The 17,525-nt window shown below is 51.4% G+C and carries 11 protein-coding genes; 8 read left to right on the top strand and 3 right to left on the bottom strand.

Translation table 11 applies throughout. The annotated features are described in order from the left end of the window. Positions 1–2 precede the first annotated feature (2 nt). On the top strand, positions 3–2,198 hold the full coding sequence (gene paoC / locus ACUN8H_RS10740) for an aldehyde oxidoreductase molybdenum-binding subunit PaoC (RefSeq protein WP_445532121.1): 2,196 nt from the start codon (positions 3–5) through the stop codon (positions 2,196–2,198). Between the two features lie 64 nt (positions 2,199–2,262). On the opposite strand, the gene ACUN8H_RS10735 is transcribed toward paoC, so the two are convergent. The 3 genes from ACUN8H_RS10735 to ACUN8H_RS10725 all read right to left on the bottom strand — a co-directional run bounded on the left by ACUN8H_RS10735 (position 2,263) and on the right by ACUN8H_RS10725 (position 6,765). Beyond that, positions 2,263–3,846, bottom strand: a complete 1,584-nt coding sequence (locus ACUN8H_RS10735) for a methyl-accepting chemotaxis protein (protein WP_445532120.1) — start codon at positions 3,844–3,846, stop codon at positions 2,263–2,265. Between the two features lie 216 nt (positions 3,847–4,062). Then, on the bottom strand, positions 4,063–4,479 hold the full coding sequence (locus tag ACUN8H_RS10730; RefSeq protein ID WP_445532119.1) for a PaaI family thioesterase: 417 nt from the start codon (positions 4,477–4,479) through the stop codon (positions 4,063–4,065). A 99-nt stretch (positions 4,480–4,578) separates the two neighbouring features. Further along, complete coding sequence (locus ACUN8H_RS10725; RefSeq protein ID WP_445532118.1) at positions 4,579–6,765, bottom strand: malate synthase G; 2,187 nt, start codon at positions 6,763–6,765, stop codon at positions 4,579–4,581. 277 nt (positions 6,766–7,042) lie between these two features. Here ACUN8H_RS10725 and ACUN8H_RS10720 point away from each other — a divergent pair, with 277 nt between their 5' ends. The 7 genes from ACUN8H_RS10720 (at position 7,043) to ACUN8H_RS10690 (ending at position 17,396) form a co-directional block, all read left to right on the top strand. Then, the gene (locus ACUN8H_RS10720; RefSeq protein WP_445532117.1) at positions 7,043–8,014 is read left to right on the top strand and encodes an alpha/beta hydrolase; all 972 of its coding nucleotides are present in this window, start codon (positions 7,043–7,045) and stop codon (positions 8,012–8,014) included. Between the two features lie 534 nt (positions 8,015–8,548). Further along, the gene (locus tag ACUN8H_RS10715) at positions 8,549–10,675 is read left to right on the top strand and encodes a polysaccharide biosynthesis protein (protein WP_445532116.1); all 2,127 of its coding nucleotides are present in this window, start codon (positions 8,549–8,551) and stop codon (positions 10,673–10,675) included. A 390-nt stretch (positions 10,676–11,065) separates the two neighbouring features. After that, positions 11,066–12,187 (top strand): polysaccharide export protein, encoded by a 1,122-nt coding sequence (locus ACUN8H_RS10710; RefSeq protein ID WP_445532115.1) that lies wholly within the window; start codon positions 11,066–11,068, stop codon positions 12,185–12,187. A 1-nt stretch (position 12,188) separates the two neighbouring features. Then, on the top strand, positions 12,189–12,656 hold the full coding sequence (locus ACUN8H_RS10705) for an arsenate reductase/protein-tyrosine-phosphatase family protein (protein WP_445532114.1): 468 nt from the start codon (positions 12,189–12,191) through the stop codon (positions 12,654–12,656). A 48-nt stretch (positions 12,657–12,704) separates the two neighbouring features. Then, positions 12,705–14,933, top strand: coding sequence for a polysaccharide biosynthesis tyrosine autokinase (locus tag ACUN8H_RS10700; RefSeq protein ID WP_445532113.1), 2,229 nt, complete (start codon positions 12,705–12,707; stop codon positions 14,931–14,933). Positions 14,934–14,963: 30 nt separating this feature from the next. Beyond that, a complete protein-coding gene (locus ACUN8H_RS10695) occupies positions 14,964–15,986 on the top strand; it encodes an NAD-dependent epimerase (RefSeq protein ID WP_445532112.1) in 1,023 nt (340 codons plus the stop codon). Between the two features lie 78 nt (positions 15,987–16,064). Continuing rightward, positions 16,065–17,396, top strand: a complete 1,332-nt coding sequence (locus ACUN8H_RS10690; RefSeq protein ID WP_445532111.1) for a UDP-glucose dehydrogenase family protein — start codon at positions 16,065–16,067, stop codon at positions 17,394–17,396. Positions 17,397–17,525 lie beyond the last annotated feature (129 nt).

Here is a 17,525-nt window from a genome sequence, read left to right as displayed (position 1 = left end):
CCATGGATTTTAATCAATCAACGGAAGATAACCTGTTCGACCGTGCCCGTATTATCGGCAAGCCGCATTTGCGAATCGACGGTCTGCTCAAAGTAACCGGCCGCGCGCCCTATGCCTACGAGCGCCATGACGTAGTGGCCAACCAGTTGGTGGGCTACCCCGTGGGTGCGGGCATTGCTCGGGGCAAGATTGTCCATATGGATGCCTCGGCGGCTCGCGCTGCCCCAGGTGTGGCGGCAGTGATCACGACCGTCGAGTTTGAGCCGCTGGCGCGTGCCGACAGCAACGTGGCCCACCTGTTTGGCGGTGCTAATGTTGAGCACTACCATCAGGCCATTGCCGTAGTGGTCGCCGATACACTGGAGCAGGCGCGTGGTGCCGCGTCCCTGATTGACGTGCGCTATGAAGAAGCGCCGGGGGTGTTTGATCTTGAAGATGCCTGGGCACGCCTGCAGAACACCGGTGAGCCGGTATCCAACGTCGGCGATGTGGATGCGGCGTTTGACGCCGCGCCGGTCACGCTGAATGAAACCTACCGCACCGCCTCGCAAAGCCATGCCATGATGGAGCCCCACGCCTCCATCGTCGACTGGTCGGATGGCGGTCAAATGACGGTATGGACCTCAAACCAGATGATCGAGTGGACGCGCCAGGCGCTCGCTACCACTTTTGATATCGACGCCGATAGAATCCGCCTGGAAAGCCCTTACGTGGGTGGCGGCTTTGGCGGCAAGCTGTGGCTGCGCGCCGATGCGGTACTGGCAGCACTTGGTTCGCGCGAGACCGGTCGGCCAGTCAAGGTGGCTCTGCCGCGTCCAATGATCTTCAACAACGCCACCCACCGCTCCGGCACCATTCAGCGCTTGCGCATCGCGGCGGGGTCAGATGGCAAAATCACCGCCTTCGACCATGCCGCCGTTTCCCATACGCTTCCTGGTGGCAGCGGCGAAGATGCGGTCAACCAGACCCGCTGTTTCTACGCGGGTGAAAATCGTCGCGTGGCGCACCAGCCTATCGATATGGGGCTTCCCGAATCGGCGGACATGCGCGCGCCCGGCGAAGCCTCGGGGCTGGCGGTGCTCGAGATCGCCATGGACGAGATGGCGGAGAAACTCGGCATGGACCCGGTGGAGTTTCGGGTTCTCAACGACACGCAGGTCAATCCGGAGGACCCATCGAAGCCTTTCAGTGATCGCCACTTTGTGGAGTGTCTGCGTAAGGGCGCCGACACCTTCGGCTGGGCCGAACGTAACGTTAAGCCGGGTAGTCGGCGTGAAGGCCAGTGGCTGATTGGCCACGGTATGGCCGGTGCCTATCGCGGCGCGCCCACCCTGACCTCGGGTGCGCGGGTGCGCTTGCAGAACGGGCGGCTGGTCGTGGAAACCGACATGACCGATATCGGCACTGGTTCCTACACCATCCTGACCCAGACAGCGGCAGAAACCATGGGAATGGAGATGCAGGACGTAGAGGTGCGACTTGGCAATAGCGCCTACCCGACTTCATCCGGTTCGGGCGGCCAGTTTGGTGCCACAAGCGCCACCGCTGGCGTTTACGCCGCCTGTGTGGCGCTTCAAGCGCAGATTACTAAGCACCTGAACGTTGACGAGGCGCGCTTTGAAAATGGCCGCGTTGTCGCCGATCAGATAGACCTGGCGCTGTCCGAGCTGGCCGATGGCGAAGAGCTAGTGGCTGAAGATTCGATCAACTTTGGCGACTTTAAAGACAAGCTAGAGATGGGGACCTTCGCTGCGCACTTTGTGGAGGTGGCCGTGCACGCCTATACCGGCGAAACCCGCGTGCGGCGTATGCTGGCCGTATGCGATGTTGGGCGTATCCTCAATCCCATCACGGCGCGTAGTCAGGTGCTTGGTGGTATGACCATGGGCATTGGTGCCGCCTTGACCGAGGGCATGAGCGTGGATACCGGGCGTGGCTTCTTCGTCAACCATGACCTAGCAGGCTACGAAGTGGCGGTGCATGCGGATATACCCGAGCAGGAGGTGATCTTTTTGGATACCACCGATGCTGCTTCATCGCCATTAAAAGCAAAAGGGGTTGGTGAGCTGGGTATCTGTGGCGTAGCGGCGGCGATCGCCAACGCAATCTACAATGCCACCAGTGTTCGGGTTCGTGAGTATCCGATGACACTTGATCGGTTCATTGACCAGCTTCCTGAGGCTACGCCTGCTGCTTGACGCCAGAGAGAGAAACTGACGCCTTAATTAATGCGCTTTTCGTGAAGCTGGGCGTTGAGCGATGTTAAGTGCCGATTAAGGCGTCAAACCGAGGGGATGCAATCAGCAATGACTTCTCGCGGCGAGGCGAAGAGAGCGGGAGTGTGAAGCCACTCACGGCGTTCATCATCTCATCAGCGGTGACCGATAGCTGCTCTGCCATGCTGTGTGAATCTTCTACCGCCGCACGTGAAAGTTCAAGGGCATTGTAAATTTCGTTAACGCTCTGCTCGAGTTCTTCAACCCCTTGATGTTGCTGGCTGATCGCGCTTTCCGAATTGTTTAAGCGCATTGCGACCTGCTCGAAACTTTGAATGAGTGATCGGGTAGTTTCAGCAATGGTTGAGGTTTGTTGTACGCCCAGTAAAACCTGGTCGGTGGTGGCTGCAATAGTTTGGCGGATCTGAGAGGCCGTTGTTTGGGTATTTTTTGACAAGTTACGCACTTCGTTAGCAACGACGGCGAAGCCTCGGCCATGTTCACCGGCTCTCGCCGCTTCAACGGACGCGTTCAGGGCGAGAAGATTGGTTTGAAAGGTGATGTTATCAATTTCGCCAAGCATCTGATGGATTGCTTTGGAGTGCTTATCAAGCAGGTGCATCATTTTACCCATCTCCTCGACCTGATCACCGTTTTCTCGAGCAATTTTCTCAGCATCGTTGGCCAGTTGACGGATGTATTGAGCCTCTCTGGCGGTTTCCCTCGTCGTGGCAGCGAGCTCCGTCGTGCTAGTGGATATGCGCTCGGTTTGGCTACTATTACGGGCCGTTTGCGTGCGTAGTTGCTCTTGAGCAACAAAGAGTTGTTGGCTGTAATTCATAACATGGCTTGCCGCTGTCTGTGTTTTACGCAAGCTATCAGCTACCTGGTCGCGCATGTGTACGATGGCTGATACCGCAGGCAACTGCTGCTCTTTTTTGCTGAAGAGGATGGCTAAGTTACCGTCACCAGCAGCAATGGCAAAGCGAGTGACATGAAGGCCCTCTTGCACCATGCTTTCCAACACTTTGGCTAAGTAACCAAGAATAACCACTTGAACAACGACGGCTCCGCCGTGCATGAGTAGGCAATAGAGTAAATCTACAGGGCCATGGGTGATTGCCCCCTCTTCCATGGCATTAATATCGCCCATACTCACATATAGCTGAACTAGCCCCTGATACTGAAGCCAGGTAAAGAGTGCATGGTGAAGAGCGATGATCAAGCCACCAAACGCAATAACCCGCCAATCGCTATAAAGGAGAAGAACGGATAACAAAATAAAGATGCTGAAGTGCGCTTCGATCATGCCGCCGCTCTGTTCGATCAGTACGGCGGACCAAATCATCATCACTGCGGCTTTGAGGAACCCGTTAGCAATGTGGCCGGGGAGTTTATACTGAAGGATATAAGTCAAAGGCAGAGTAACAACTGCCGCCACGGTGACCAACAGAAGCGTTTGACTGAAAATGCTTATGACTAGGCAAAAAAGAGCGATGAACCCTAGCGGCCACCACATGAGTCTGTCGGTACGCGCAATATGTTTTGAGAATGAGGCGTCTGGCATTCTTATATTTTCCTTGCTTTGCATCGGAAAGGATGGGGGAGGAGGGCACTCTGCTATTAGCATTATTTAAAATAAATTTATGGCGTTTTGCTAACTATAAACAACGTTTTTTTATAGTTAGCACTTCCTCTGTAAGGTTAATGGTATTTTTGTTTATTGAGTAGTTAGTTAACAATTTTTCACTATTCGTTTTTGCTTATATGTTGATATAAAAGTTACTAATAAGTGACCCTCGCTTAGTTGGCTATTTATAAGTTGATGAGCAGATACCCTGAAGGCTTAAGCTTTCGCCGGTAGCGCATAGCTGGCGGTAACATGCACCACGGGGCGTAGGTCATCGCTGGCTGAGAAGATCTGAACCTCGCCCACGGCTAGGCGACGGCCGAGCTTGATCAGTTTGGCGTGGGCGATAATGTCGTGGTCGCCGGAGGCAGCGCGCAGGAAGTGGCAGTTAAGGTCGCTGGTGACGGCCATCGCTTCAGGGCCGATCTGGGCCAAAATAGCGACGTACAGCGCTACATCGGCAAACCCCATCATGGTAGGGCCAGAAACCCGAGGGCCAGGGCGCAGGTGTTCGTGGCCAATCGTTAGGCGCATGGTGGCGCTCATCTCACCCACGCATTCAACTTTTCCCATGCGCTGGGGGAACACCTCATCCAGGAAGTGCTCGATTTGTTCGGCAGTCATGACGGTCATTGTTGTTATTCTCCTTTACGTTAACGTAAATCAGCATAAATAAAAAAGCCCCAAGGCGCGAGCCTTGGGGCTAGTGGGGCCTGTCAGCAGGTTAGCTTACTACGCCTTATGCACCTGGGCCTTATGCACCTGACGCCACTCGTGCAGTAGCGGCTCGGTGTAGCCAGAAGGCTGTACACGGCCTTTGAACACCAGGTCAGAGGCGGCTTTAAAAGCGGTCGAGCCTTCAAAGTCGGCACTCATGGCGGTATAGGTCGGGTCGCCTGCGTTCTGCTCATCGACCACTTTGGCCATCCGCTTGAGGGTCTCTTCCACCCGCGCTGCGTCGACAATGCCGTGGTGTAGCCAGTTAGCAATGTGCTGGCTGGAGATACGCAGCGTCGCACGGTCTTCCATCAGGCCAACGTTGTGGATGTCTGGCACTTTAGAGCAACCTACGCCGTGCTCTACCCAACGCACAACGTAGCCCAGAATCCCCTGGCAGTTGTTATCCAGCTCCTGCTGCTTCTCTTCATCGGACCAGTTGGCGTTTTCCGCCACCGGCACGGTGAGCAGATCATCCAAGTAATCGGGCTCACCCTGCGCTTCCAGTTCACGCTGAACGTCGGTGACGTTGACTTGGTGATAGTGCAGTGCATGGAGCGCGGCCGCCGTCGGCGAGGGCACCCACGCCGTGTTGGCACCGGCTTTCGGATGACCGATTTTTTGCTCTAGCATGTTATGCATTAAATCAGGCATGGCCCACATGCCTTTGCCGATTTGCGCACGCCCGCGTAGGCCGCAAGCAAGGCCCACTTGCACATTGCTCTTCTCATACGCCTGGATCCACGCGGCGCCCTTCATGTCGCCCTTGCGCACCATGGGGCCTGCTTCCATGACGGTATGCATTTCGTCGCCAGTGCGGTCCAGGAAACCGGTGTTGATAAACGCAACGCGGGATGCCGCTTCGGCAATACACGCTTTGAGGTTAACGGTGGTGCGGCGCTCCTCATCCATGATGCCCATTTTCAGGGTGTCGCGGCCCATGCCCAGAAGGTCTTCAACGCGGCCAAACAGTTCATTGGCGAAGGCGACTTCTTTGGGTCCGTGCATTTTCGGCTTGACGATATAAACTGAACCGGTACGTGAGTTACGCGGCTGGCTGTCATCTTTTTTCAGATCATGCAGCGCGAGTAGCGAGGTAATCACCGCATCCAGAATGCCTTCCGGCAGCTCGTTGCCGTTTTCATCCAGAATCGCTGGCGTGGTCATCAGGTGACCCACGTTACGCACGAACATCAGCGAACGTCCAGGTAGCGTCACGCTGCCACCATCGCTGGTTTGCCAAGTACGATCAGCGTTCAGCTTGCGGGTAAACGTCTTGTCGCCTTTCTCGATCTTCTCTTCCAGGTCGCCCTTCATCAGGCCGAGCCAGTTGCTGTAAACACCGACCTTATCTTCTGAATCCACCGCGGCAACGGAGTCTTCACAATCCATAATGGCGGTTAGCGCGGCTTCTACCACCACGTCTTTCACACCAGCCGGGTCGGTTTTACCGATCGAATCGCTGGGGTCGATCTGGATTTCAAGGTGCAGACCGTTGTTGCCGAGCAAAATGGCGTCGGGCTTGACTGCTTCACCGTTAAAGCCAATCAGCTTTCCTGAATCCTTAAGGCCGGTCTCACGGCCGCCTTCCAGGGTGACGACCAAGTGCTCATCGCGAATAGCATATTTTACTGCGTCACGGTGTGAACCTGTCGCCAGCGGCGCAGCGCGGTCAAGCACCCCGCGAGCGTAAGCGATTACCTTGGCGCCGCGTTTCGGGTTGAAGCTGGCGCCTTTCTCCGCGCCATCCTCTTCTGAAATCGCATCGGTACCGTAAAGGGCATCGTAGAGGCTGCCCCAACGAGCATTGGCAGCGTTCAGTGCATAGCGCGCATTGCTCACTGGCACGACCAACTGCGGGCCCGCTTGGACGGCCACTTCGCGATCTACGTTAGCGGTCGTCGCTTTAACATCGGCTGGCGCTTTTGCTAGGTAGCCTGTCTCGGTCAGGAAGCGACGATAGGCAGGCATGTCGGTAACCGGGCCGGGGTTTTCCCGGTGCCATGCGTCAAGCTTCTCCTGCAATGTATCGCGCTCTTCCAGCAGTTGACGGTTTTTAGGAGTCAAATCGTGAAAGAGAGCATCCACGCCGGCCCAAAAAGCATTTTCATCGACGCCCGTTCCCGGTAGCGCTTGCTCATTTATAAAACGATCTAAATCGGCTGCCACCTGTAAACGGTGGCGCGTGATACGCTCGCTCATGGGGTATCTCCTGTGGGGGTGCCCCTAGGCACTCTGTTACTTAGAAAATGTTTCTTAGAACATAGTTTCTTAAAACATAGTTTCTTAGAACAGGGTTTGCCGAGGGCAGGGTAAAATGTATTTATGGAAAATAATTCCACATCTACTCAAGTATGTAAACAGCGTAGACCCTAAAGCGGTAAAATGCTCGACCAAATGATTAGGAATGCTGTTTTTGAGGACGCGACCCCTCTGGCGTGTCTAGGCCAACGGAACATGGCGTTATGGAGAAACAACAATGCGTGATTTCCAACATCTGGAAGGCTTGTTTCGCCATGCCTCGGGCGAGGCTGCCCTTAGCCGCCTGCTGCCCGGGGAAGTATTGACCGTCGCCATGCAGGACTACTTTCAGCATTACGGATTGGAAGCACTGCTACTTGATACCAGTGAAGTACATGCAGGTTTTATTGATACTGGGCGCTTTGCGCTGTGGTGCCAAGTATGGAGTCCCCCTCAGCCGGTAGGCACGGCCTTCGTGGTGCATGGCTATTTTGACCATATGGGGCTTTATCGCCACTTGCTCAAACGCTTACTGACCAAAGGCTGGCGTGTGGTGCTGTGGGATCTGCCAGGCCACGGCCTTTCCAGCGGCGCGCGGGCACAAATTGAGGACTTCGATGATTACCAGCACTGTCTGGCCCATTTACAGACCATTCTGAAGAGCCAAGGCATGGCGCCTGCGCCTTGGTTAGGCGTAGGGCAAAGCACAGGGGCGGCAATACTGGCCACCGATGCACTCACCCGCCGTGAAGAGGCCGGTTGGGCAGGGTTGGTGCTGCTGGCGCCTTTGGTACGCCCCTGGCGCTGGAGTCAAGCCAGTTGGCTGCACTTGATCGCCAGCCCCTTTGTCAAAGAGTTGCCGCGCAAATATCGGCCCAACTCTACCGACGAGCAGTTCACAGAATTCCTGCGCGAGCGCGACCCGCTCCAGCCTGAGCGTTTGAGCGTCGCCTGGATTTCTGCAATGCGCCGCTGGATGCCCCGCCTGCTGGCGCAGCCACCAAGCCAACTGCCCACCTTGATTCTGCAAGGCGAGCAGGATTTGACGGTGGATTGGGAGTGGAACTTAGCGATCCTAGCGGAAAAGTTCCCCAACGCTGAAATCCACCGCCACCCAGAAGCGCGCCATCATTTAGTCAATGAAGCCGACCCCATCCGGGAAGTGTTGTTTGAAGCGCTGGATGGGTTTGTCGATGGTATCGGCACCTAAGCATTGGCGAAATGACTCCTTTAATGTCACAAATACGGCATATTTTTTAGCAAAAGCTTTATTTAAAAGTTGAAAGCGGCTTGGCCGTTTGGATTAGTCAGCAGGATGGCTTTTCCAAAGTGGCGTGCACATCCGCCTAGCTCAGGCTACCCAAAAGCTGTTTTGTTTCAGAACGTGACTAAGCTGCATAAAAAAACAGTTAAAAAGTATGAGTGGGATGGTTTGATTACCCTCGAAGTGAATTGATAGGCTGATTTTCAATATACAGAAAAGTTTTTAACTTTTTGTTTTTATTTATTTTATATGAAAATTAAGCGCTTTTAAGGTTGGGTGAGTACAGATAGACAAATGTTACGCATTGTATCTTTGATGAGTATGAATTAGACTTTTGATACTCAAGGTGCCTGTGCAAACGCTCCCAGAATTAGCCAAGTTCAGCACCGTAAAGGGAAGAAGCAAGCCAGGGTTTGGAGTATGACCAAAGTTAATGACGTGCTGGCAGGTTGCAAGTGAGTTCAATATAGGGAAATCACTATGATGTTTGTCATCAAAACGTTATTTGGCCTCACAAGGCGCCGTAAGCAACTGATCCAGCTTGTTGCTGACTCCTTTCTAATCGTTGCCAGCTTTCTGTTGGCAATGCTTCTGCGATTGGATTCCTTAGATTTTTTGGCTAATGAATCGGTTTGGCTGGCATTGCCTGTCATGGTGCCCGTTAGTCTCTTTATTTTTATAAGACTAGGTTTCTACCATTCAATTGTGCGTTTTATGAATGTTAAAGCATTGCAGGCGCTTTCGGCAGGCGTCCTCGCGTCAGCGCTAACATTATATATTGTCAGCACATTGCTTAATTTACCTGTTCCTCGCTCTGTACCTTTCATTTATACGATGTTGGCATTTATAACCATTGGCGGCATACGGTTAGCATTGCGATTAATGTATCAGCGTGGACAACAGCTTCAGAAAACCCGTGTGCTTATATATGGCGCAGGTGCGGCGGGACGTCAACTGGTAGTCTCGCTTCGGCATGGGCGCGATTATGAGCCCGTTGGCTTCGTTGATTATGCACCGCTATTACAAGGTACCCATGTTCAAGGTTTGAGGGTTTATAGCCCGGAATCTACGCCGCAGTTAATTGAAAATTTTGGGGTAGAGAAATTTTTATTGGCTATCCCTGATGCGACACGGGCAAGGCGTCAAGAAATCATTGAGTCTATCGAGCCATTGTCGATACCGGTACAAACCATACCGGACATGGCAGATATCGTGTCAGGTAAGGCAAAATTCAATGAGCTTCGTGATGTCCGCGTGGAAGACTTGTTAGGCAGAGACCCCGTGCCGCCCGACCCAACATTAATGGGTGCGAATATTACGCATAAATCTGTCATGGTGACGGGCGCTGGGGGGTCTATTGGTAGCGAGCTATGTCGTCAAATCGTAAGACTGCTTCCAGAGCGGCTAATAATCGTCGATTCGTCTGAATATTCCTTATATAAAATTGACCAGGATCTTGCTCACTTAATAGAGAGCGGCAACCTGAGTGTAGACGTCAAGCCAGCGCTAGCCTCCGTTCGAAATGGTGATGTCATTTCACGCCTAATACGAACTTTTGAAGTCGATACGATCTATCATGCGGCCGCTTATAAGCATGTGCCCCTCGTCGAATTTAACCCCTCCGAAGGTGTTTTAAATAACGTTTTTGGGACAATGGAAGTTGCCAAGGCGGCTATCAAAGAGGGCGTCGAGTCGTTTGTTTTAGTTTCAACAGATAAAGCCGTACGCCCAACGAATGTGATGGGCGCCAGCAAGCGAATGGCTGAACTGGTTTGTCAGGCTTACGCTGACGAACAAACGGATACGCGCTTTTCAATGGTGCGTTTTGGCAACGTGCTAGGTTCATCGGGCTCTGTTGTTCCGCTATTTCGCAGACAGATCGAGAAGGGGGGGCCTATCACCGTTACTCACCCCGACATTACGCGTTACTTTATGACGATTCCTGAAGCTGCTCAGCTTGTCATTCAAGCAAGTGGTATGGCGACAGGCGGGGATGTATTTGTCTTGGATATGGGTAAGCCAGTCAAGATCGTTGAGCTTGCTACCCGAATGGTGAAGTTGTCGGGGTTAAGTTATCGGTTTATTTCTGTACCTTCTGATGCAAAAGCCGCCACAGGCATCCAAGAAAAAGACACCCAGGATGATAAAAAAGCGGAAATAGCTATTCGTTTTACAGGCTTGCGTCCAGGCGAAAAGCTGTATGAGGAACTGCTAGCAACGGACAGTGCGAAAAAGACGCGTCATCCTCGAATAATGACGGCCTCCGAAGATTTTTTGCCATGGGTAGAGCTTGAGCCCGTTTTAGCCCGGCTTGAAGCAGCTTGTAAGAACCAAGATGCTGCCACTATACGCGAACTGCTTATCGCTGCGCCGACTGCCTACCAGCCGTTATCAGATATTGTCGATCACTTCTGGCTCTCCAACTCGAATCAGCCTGTGGAGAAGAAAGCCTCCAGCACTACTTCAGCTGTTTCCGCCGCTTCCGATCACAACTACGCTCATCATCATTCAAGCATTCCAATGGCAGAGCAAATGTCGATGGAAGGGGTAGCTTCAATTTCAAGTGCGAGGCTAGTCATGGGTGCAACCGATGTCAGAAAGCCATAAAAAGTAAGAAAGTGTTTTAATAGAAAAATTGCTAGCAGTCGCCAGTATTAATGCCAGTAAAGCGTATAAAGAAGGTTTTGCTGCTTTTAAATGTTAATTTTGCTAAATAGTTTTAATTTTTATTCGGCTGATTCGTAAAATATAAAGCACGAGATTATCAGGCCTCGAGGATGCGTCAAAAAACCTCGGGGCGGTAGCGTGTCTAATTTTTAAGTACGTTACATTGTATCTACTTAGTATGTGCGAAGGTATATGTGAAGGTAGGTGCGAAAGTATGTGTGAAATCGACAGTAAGAAATCGAAGGTAAGATAACAACCGACAGGTGATGCCTGTCACGCAAGGTAAGACATTACCTATTTTGCTCCACCCACGCTCAGGTAGACGTCCTCATGAGAAAACACATTAATTTTTTCCGCATGCTGATTGTGGCCTCAATAGCTTTGCTAATAACAGGGTGTGCTTTATCGCCAGGTGGGGATATTGATTATGATGCACCCGAGCCGCCCGATTTAACACGACTGGTCGATATTATGCCGATCACCCCAGAGTTAATTTGGTCGCAAGAAGAGCAGGAAAGAAAAGTCCACCCGGTGACGGAGGAGCTGCGTCAGGAAATAACACAATATGAGTACACCGTAGGCGTGGGTGATGTACTCAGCATCGTTGTGTATGACCACCCTGAGTTAACTATTCCGACCGGCGGTGAGCGCAGTGCGGTTGAAGCGGGCAATATTGTGCGAGCAGACGGCACTATCTTTTATCCCTTTGTTGGGCGTGTCCAGGTGGAAGGAAAAACCACGGAAGAGATACGCGTTCTACTAACCCGGCAACTAGCGAATTTCCTGACAGAGCCTCAAATAGATGTCTTTATTGCGGCGTATAATTCCAAACGGTTTCATGTCACTGGTGCAGTTGAAACACCCGGGTCTGTATCTGTCACTAACGTACCGTTGACTATATTAGACGCCATTAATGAAGTGGGTGGCCCCACACAAAACGCTTTTTGGCATGAGATGTTGTTATTCCGCAATGGCACCGAAGAAGAGCTGTCGCTTTTTTCTCTTTTAAGTGAAGGTGATCAACGCCAGAATCGGTTGCTGAGAGATGGCGACTTACTGCATATACCGTTTGCCGATAATCAGGGCGTCGCTATGTTAGGGCAGGTCCGCACGCCCGGGAACTTACCGATGAACCGTGAGCGCCTGTCGCTTACTGATGCGCTATCACGAGCGGGCGGTATCAATGAGCAAACGGCTGAGCCGTCGGGCATCTTCGTACTGCGCCGTAATGAACCTGGCGCAGAAAAAATCGCGACGGTTTATCAGTTGGATGTGAGCAATGCCATTGCTTTTGTCATGGCGAGTAATTTCCAGCTCGAACCTAAGGATGTGGTGTATGTCACCACTGCGCCGATAGCACGCTGGAACCGTGTGATCAGTCTTCTTCTACCTACCTTAACCCTGCCGGGTGATATAAGCGGCGGCAATGATGGTCTAAACGATCTTCTTTGATATGACTAAGCGTATTCTCGTCGTATGCACTGGAAATATCTGTAGGAGCCCTGTTGCTGCGGCAATGTTGCAACAGGGTCTTGTCGACATCGAAGTGATGTCGGCAGGGTTGGCGGCAGGCCAAGGCGGCGCAGATCCACGTATAGTGGCGCTTGCACAAGCAGATGGGTACGACATCAGTCAACACCAGGCGCAGCCAGTAGATCGCAATCTACTGGCTAACGCAGACCTCGTGTTAGTGATGAGTGCTAAACAAAGGCAGTTAATCGCGCGTACATGGCCGGACATGTTGAGCAAAACGCTTCTGTTTGGCATGTGGCGAACCGATAAACCTATGAACGAAAGAGATATACCTGATCCCTACCAGCGTAGTGATGAGGTTTGTCAGCTTGTCTACGATACGATCAAAACGGCAAGTTTCGCTTGGCGGGAAAAGCTTAAAAACACCGGCGGTAAAAGCGTGTGGTAGGTAATTTAAGACTTTTTAATCATCCATTTTCGTACGCCACCAAAGCGTATGACTGAGAGCGTAGCGATAGAACCAATGTCAGACTCATCACAGAAAAGCCCCCCGGAAGATACAATAGACTTAAGCCGCTTGTTTGGAGCCCTTTTCCGTAAAAAATGGCTAATCATTGGCATTACATTATTATTTGCTTTTATAGGTATTGTGCAAGGTCTGTTGTCCACGCCTATTTACCGCGCCGATGCGCTAGTACAAGTCGAAAGGCGCAACACAGTGAGTCCTTTCGGTAATGTGGACAACGTTACAGGCTCAGGTTTAGGTGAGTTCAACACATCAGCGGAGCTGCAGATTCTTCAGTCACGTATGGTGCTTGGTCAGGTAGTTGAACGCGTAGGAAGTGATTTCATTATTTCCCCTGTTGAATTACCCATGATCGGCGGTTTTGTATTGCGCAGAGGTATTCCTCGGCCTGACTTTATGGCGGGCTACCCGCATGTCTGGGGCAATGAGAGTATTAACGTAGCGCGCTTCAATACCGATGATAATCGTCGAGGGCAAAGCTTTATCGTTGAACGTGGGCCTGACGATACCTATTTTGTTATGCAAGGCGATAACCGTGAGGTAACAGGCACAATAGGACGTCCTGAATTATTTTATGACGGTGAGCTTGAGCTAACCATAGAAAGCTTTAATGCTGCTGAAGGCGCACAATATGTACTAACACGGCAGCAGAAGACTTCAGCTATACGCGGCATATCTAGCCGGTTACAAGTGTCAGAGGTCGGCGGGGCAGGAACCACCACAGGGATGATTCGCTTAATGATGTACGGAGAAAATCCGAGCGAAATTACCCGCAGTTTAGATGCCGTCGCACAAACGTTCTTAACCCAGAATATCGAGCGTCAATCTGAACAGGCGCAGCAAAGTTTAGAGTTTCTAAAAGAGCAAGCGCCAGAGTTACGCGAGCAGCTTAATCTAGCCGAGCAAAACCTGAACGACTATCGCTCCAACTTGGACAGTGTTGATCTCAGCAGTGAAGCCCAGGCGGCTATTCAGCGCTATATTGAATTAGATACGCGGCTCGATGAGCTAGAATTTCAAGAAGCCGAGCTTGCGCAACGATTCACCCCCAGTCACCCTAACTACCAAGCGCTGCTTCGCCAGCGACGTCAGATCCAGCAAGATCTTGAAGAACTGAATGCCAGGGTCAATGAGTTACCCGCTGCGCAGCAAGAGGTGCTAAGGCGCACGCGTGAGGTAGAGGTCACTCAAGCGATATACGTTAATATCTTGAATAAAGTGCAAGAGCTAGAAGTCGCCCGTGCCGGCACTATCGGTAATATCCGCATTATTGATAGCGCCGTTCTTAATGGCCAAGTTGCTCCTAACGTAGCGCGTATTTTCCTTCTCTATACAGTGTTAGGCATGCTGCTGGTGATCGGTTATGTCGTACTTAAAGAGCTCATGAAACGGGGTATTGAATCACCCGAACAAGTCGAAAGTGCGGGCTTAACCGTCTATGCCTCTGTTCCCCAATCATCAGCTCAGCGGAAACTCAATCGAGCTTTAAAGCGTCGTGGTCAAAAAACATCGAAAAACGTCGTAGGGGGTGTGCTGGCTCAACGCGATCCTATGGATCTATCCCTTGAATCACTAAGGGGTCTGCGTACTAGTCTTCACTTCACCATGATGGATGGGCGTAATAACCGCATTATGCTCACTGGGCCAAGCCCTGGAGTAGGTAAAAGCTTCGTCAGTATTAATCTAGGCGCTATCTCCGCCATGGCGGGTAAAAAAGTACTGATTATTGATGCGGATCTTCGCAAAGGTAATTTGCATCATGCTTTCGGCAAGCCCAGCTCTGGCGGGTTGGTAGAGTTTCTGAGTGAAGAGCTTTCTCTAGAAGATATTATCAAGCCCACGGGTATCCCCCACTACGATGTGATTACTCGCGGTGTTCCTGCGAACAATCCTTCTGAACTACTGATGCGGCCTGGCTTTGAGCAAGCCTTAGAAGATCTGAGCGAAATGTATGACATGGTTATTGTCGATACGCCGCCTGTGCTAGCTGTGACAGACGCGTGTGTGGCAGGTAAGCACTGTGGCACCACGCTATTAGTGACACGGTTCGACAAGAACTCCGTCCGTGAAATTAAGCTGGCTAAGAAGCGGTTAGAAGGAAGCGGCCTGGAGATTCAGGGGGCGATATTGAACGGCGTGAAAATTTCTTCCAGGGGCGCGTCAGGTTATTACGGATACGGTACCTACAAATACCAGTAGGTCACAGACAGGCATTTAAAGGGAGTAAGCATGAAGATTCTTCTAACCGGCGCGGCAGGCTTTATTGGCTTTCACACGGCTACTCGTCTACTAGAAAGGGGCGATGAGGTCGTTGGTTTCGATAGCGTGAATGATTACTACGATGTTCAAATCAAAGAGCGCCGTCTTGAGCAGCTACATGATCTCTCGAAAAAAACAGGAACGCCGTTTCATTTTATTCGTGCTAATTTAGCGGATCAAGCGGCAGTGACAGAGTGTTTCGAGCAGCACCAATTTGACCGTGTCATCCATTTAGCAGCGCAAGCGGGTGTGCGCTACTCGATTGAAAACCCACATAGTTACGTGGAAAGTAACATCATTGCTTTTACCAACGTGCTGGAAGCTTGCCGTTATGCCAAAACGCCTCACCTAACCTACGCCAGCACAAGTTCTGTTTATGGTGCGAACACGCGTATGCCGTTTTCAGAGCACGATGGTGCCAATCACCCCCTTCAATTTTATGCGGCCACGAAAAAAGCCAATGAAATGATGGCGCATAGCTATAGTCACCTGTTCGGATTACCCACCACGGGGCTTCGCTTCTTTACTGTTTATGGCCCTTGGGGCCGCCCAGACATGGCGCTGTTTAAGTTTACGAAAAGTATTTTGGCTGACGAACCGATCACCGTATTTAACCACGGCAACCATACCCGCGATTTCACCTATGTGGCCGATATTGTCGAAGGCGTGATCCGAGCGAGCGACCAAATCGCGACGCCTAATGCAGATTGGAACAGTGACGACCCGGATCCAGCCACCAGTAATGCCCCCTACCGCCTATTCAACATTGGCAATAATAATCCCGTAAAATTGAGTGCTTACATTGAAGCTCTTGAAAAAGCGCTAAATAAAACAGCGAAACAGGATTTACTGCCATTACAGCCAGGCGATGTTCCCGATACCTATGCTGATAGTAGTGAGCTGAAAAAGGCCGTCGATTATCAACCCGCCACGCCAGTTGACGAGGGTGTCGCTAACTTTGTGGCTTGGTATCGCGATTACTATCAGATTTAAAATTGATCAGTACTGTTGATAGACACTGCCAGTAAACGAGCTGGACGCACGGTTTAGCATTTGAACGTAGGGGCGATAATGAAGGTTACTGTATTTGGCACGGGCTATGTGGGGTTGGTACAGGGTGCCATCCTGGCAGATGTAGGCCACCAGGTGGTCTGTGTTGATGTTAATGCTGAAAAGATTGAACGCTTGAAGCAAGGACACATACCGATATTTGAGCCAGGTTTGGACACGCTGGTGAAAGAGAAATTTGCGGCTGGGCGCCTGAATTTCACCACCGATGCTGCCGAAGCGATAAAGCACGGCGATATGCACTTTATCGCCGTGGGCACGCCACCCGACGAAGATGGTTCTGCCGACCTACGCTATGTACTTGCCGTTGCCTCGACAATTGCTGAGCACATGGAAAGCGATAAAATCATCATCAACAAATCGACAGTGCCGGTGGGTACGGCTGATAAGGTCCGCGCTTGCGTAGCCGAGAAGCTAGCCGAACGTGGGCGGAACGATTTAAAGTTTGATGTGGTTTCTAATCCTGAATTCCTGAAAGAAGGCAGCGCCGTTGCGGATTGCCAAAAGCCAGATCGTATTATTATTGGTACAGAATCGGCTGCTACCGTTGAGCTAATGCGTGAACTGTATGCACCCTTTAACCGTAACCATGACAAAGTTATTGTGATGGATGTACGAAGCGCCGAACTTACCAAGTACGCGGCAAACTGCATGCTAGCGACCAAGATTAGTTTTATGAACGAAATCGCCAATCTGTCTGAGCGTCTGGGCGCGGATATTGAAATGGTGCGCCAAGGGATCGGTTCCGACCCGCGTATTGGTTACCACTTTATCTACCCAGGAGTAGGTTATGGCGGCTCTTGCTTCCCTAAAGATGTACAGGCGCTGATTCGTACCTCAGACGCCATTGGTTTTGATGCCAAGGTGCTTAAAGCCGTTGAGGCACGTAACTACGCACAGAAAACGACGCTTTTCGAGAAAGTGGCCAAGCACTACGACAACGATTTAGCGGGCAAAACCTTTGCTGTGTGGGGGCTTTCGTTTAAACCCAATACTGACGACATGCGTGAAGCACCCAGTCGTGTTCTGATGGAAGCCCTATGGGCCGCGGGAGCAAGCGTCAAGGCCTACGATCCTGAGGCCATGGAAGAGACCCAACGCATTTACGGTACGCGTGATGATTTGGCTTTGTGTGGTACAAAAGAGTCCACGCTTAAAGAAGCCGATGCGCTTATTATTGTTACCGAATGGCAGAGCTTCCGTGCACCGGATTTTGATCTCATCAAACAGCAGCTAACGCACCCTGTTGTTTTTGATGGTCGTAATCTTTACGAACCGGAACGGATGGAGCGAAAAGGCTTCACCTATTATTCGGTGGGTAGGCGCGTTGTTTAAGCGTCATAACACATTTAAGCAGTAGTTTTAAAGGGGATCGACAAGCGGATCCCCTTTAATCGCTTGCTAAGCAGTGTAATAATGATGGCAAGTGAAGCCTCTAAAAATAAGGCTATCTCGCAGGTTTTT

The organism is Vreelandella sp. V005 (assembly GCF_052645115.1).
This window is presented reverse-complemented; position numbering and strand designations above follow the sequence as displayed.

Excerpts from the sequence above, each read along its gene's own strand:
- paoC (WP_445532121.1), top strand. The coding sequence starts at position 3 with ATGGATTTTAATCAATCAACGGAAGATAACCTGTTCGACCGTGCCCGT.
- ACUN8H_RS10735 (WP_445532120.1), bottom strand. The coding sequence starts at position 3,846 with ATGCTAATAGCAGAGTGCCCTCCTCCCCCATCCTTTCCGATGCAAAGC.
- ACUN8H_RS10730 (WP_445532119.1), bottom strand. The coding sequence starts at position 4,479 with ATGACCGTCATGACTGCCGAACAAATCGAGCACTTCCTGGATGAGGTG.
- ACUN8H_RS10725 (WP_445532118.1), bottom strand. The coding sequence starts at position 6,765 with ATGAGCGAGCGTATCACGCGCCACCGTTTACAGGTGGCAGCCGATTTA.
- ACUN8H_RS10720 (WP_445532117.1), top strand. The coding sequence starts at position 7,043 with ATGCGTGATTTCCAACATCTGGAAGGCTTGTTTCGCCATGCCTCGGGC.
- ACUN8H_RS10715 (WP_445532116.1), top strand. The coding sequence starts at position 8,549 with ATGATGTTTGTCATCAAAACGTTATTTGGCCTCACAAGGCGCCGTAAG.
- ACUN8H_RS10710 (WP_445532115.1), top strand. The coding sequence starts at position 11,066 with ATGAGAAAACACATTAATTTTTTCCGCATGCTGATTGTGGCCTCAATA.
- ACUN8H_RS10705 (WP_445532114.1), top strand. The coding sequence starts at position 12,189 with ATGACTAAGCGTATTCTCGTCGTATGCACTGGAAATATCTGTAGGAGC.
- ACUN8H_RS10700 (WP_445532113.1), top strand. The coding sequence starts at position 12,705 with ATGACTGAGAGCGTAGCGATAGAACCAATGTCAGACTCATCACAGAAA.
- ACUN8H_RS10695 (WP_445532112.1), top strand. The coding sequence starts at position 14,964 with ATGAAGATTCTTCTAACCGGCGCGGCAGGCTTTATTGGCTTTCACACG.
- ACUN8H_RS10690 (WP_445532111.1), top strand. The coding sequence starts at position 16,065 with ATGAAGGTTACTGTATTTGGCACGGGCTATGTGGGGTTGGTACAGGGT.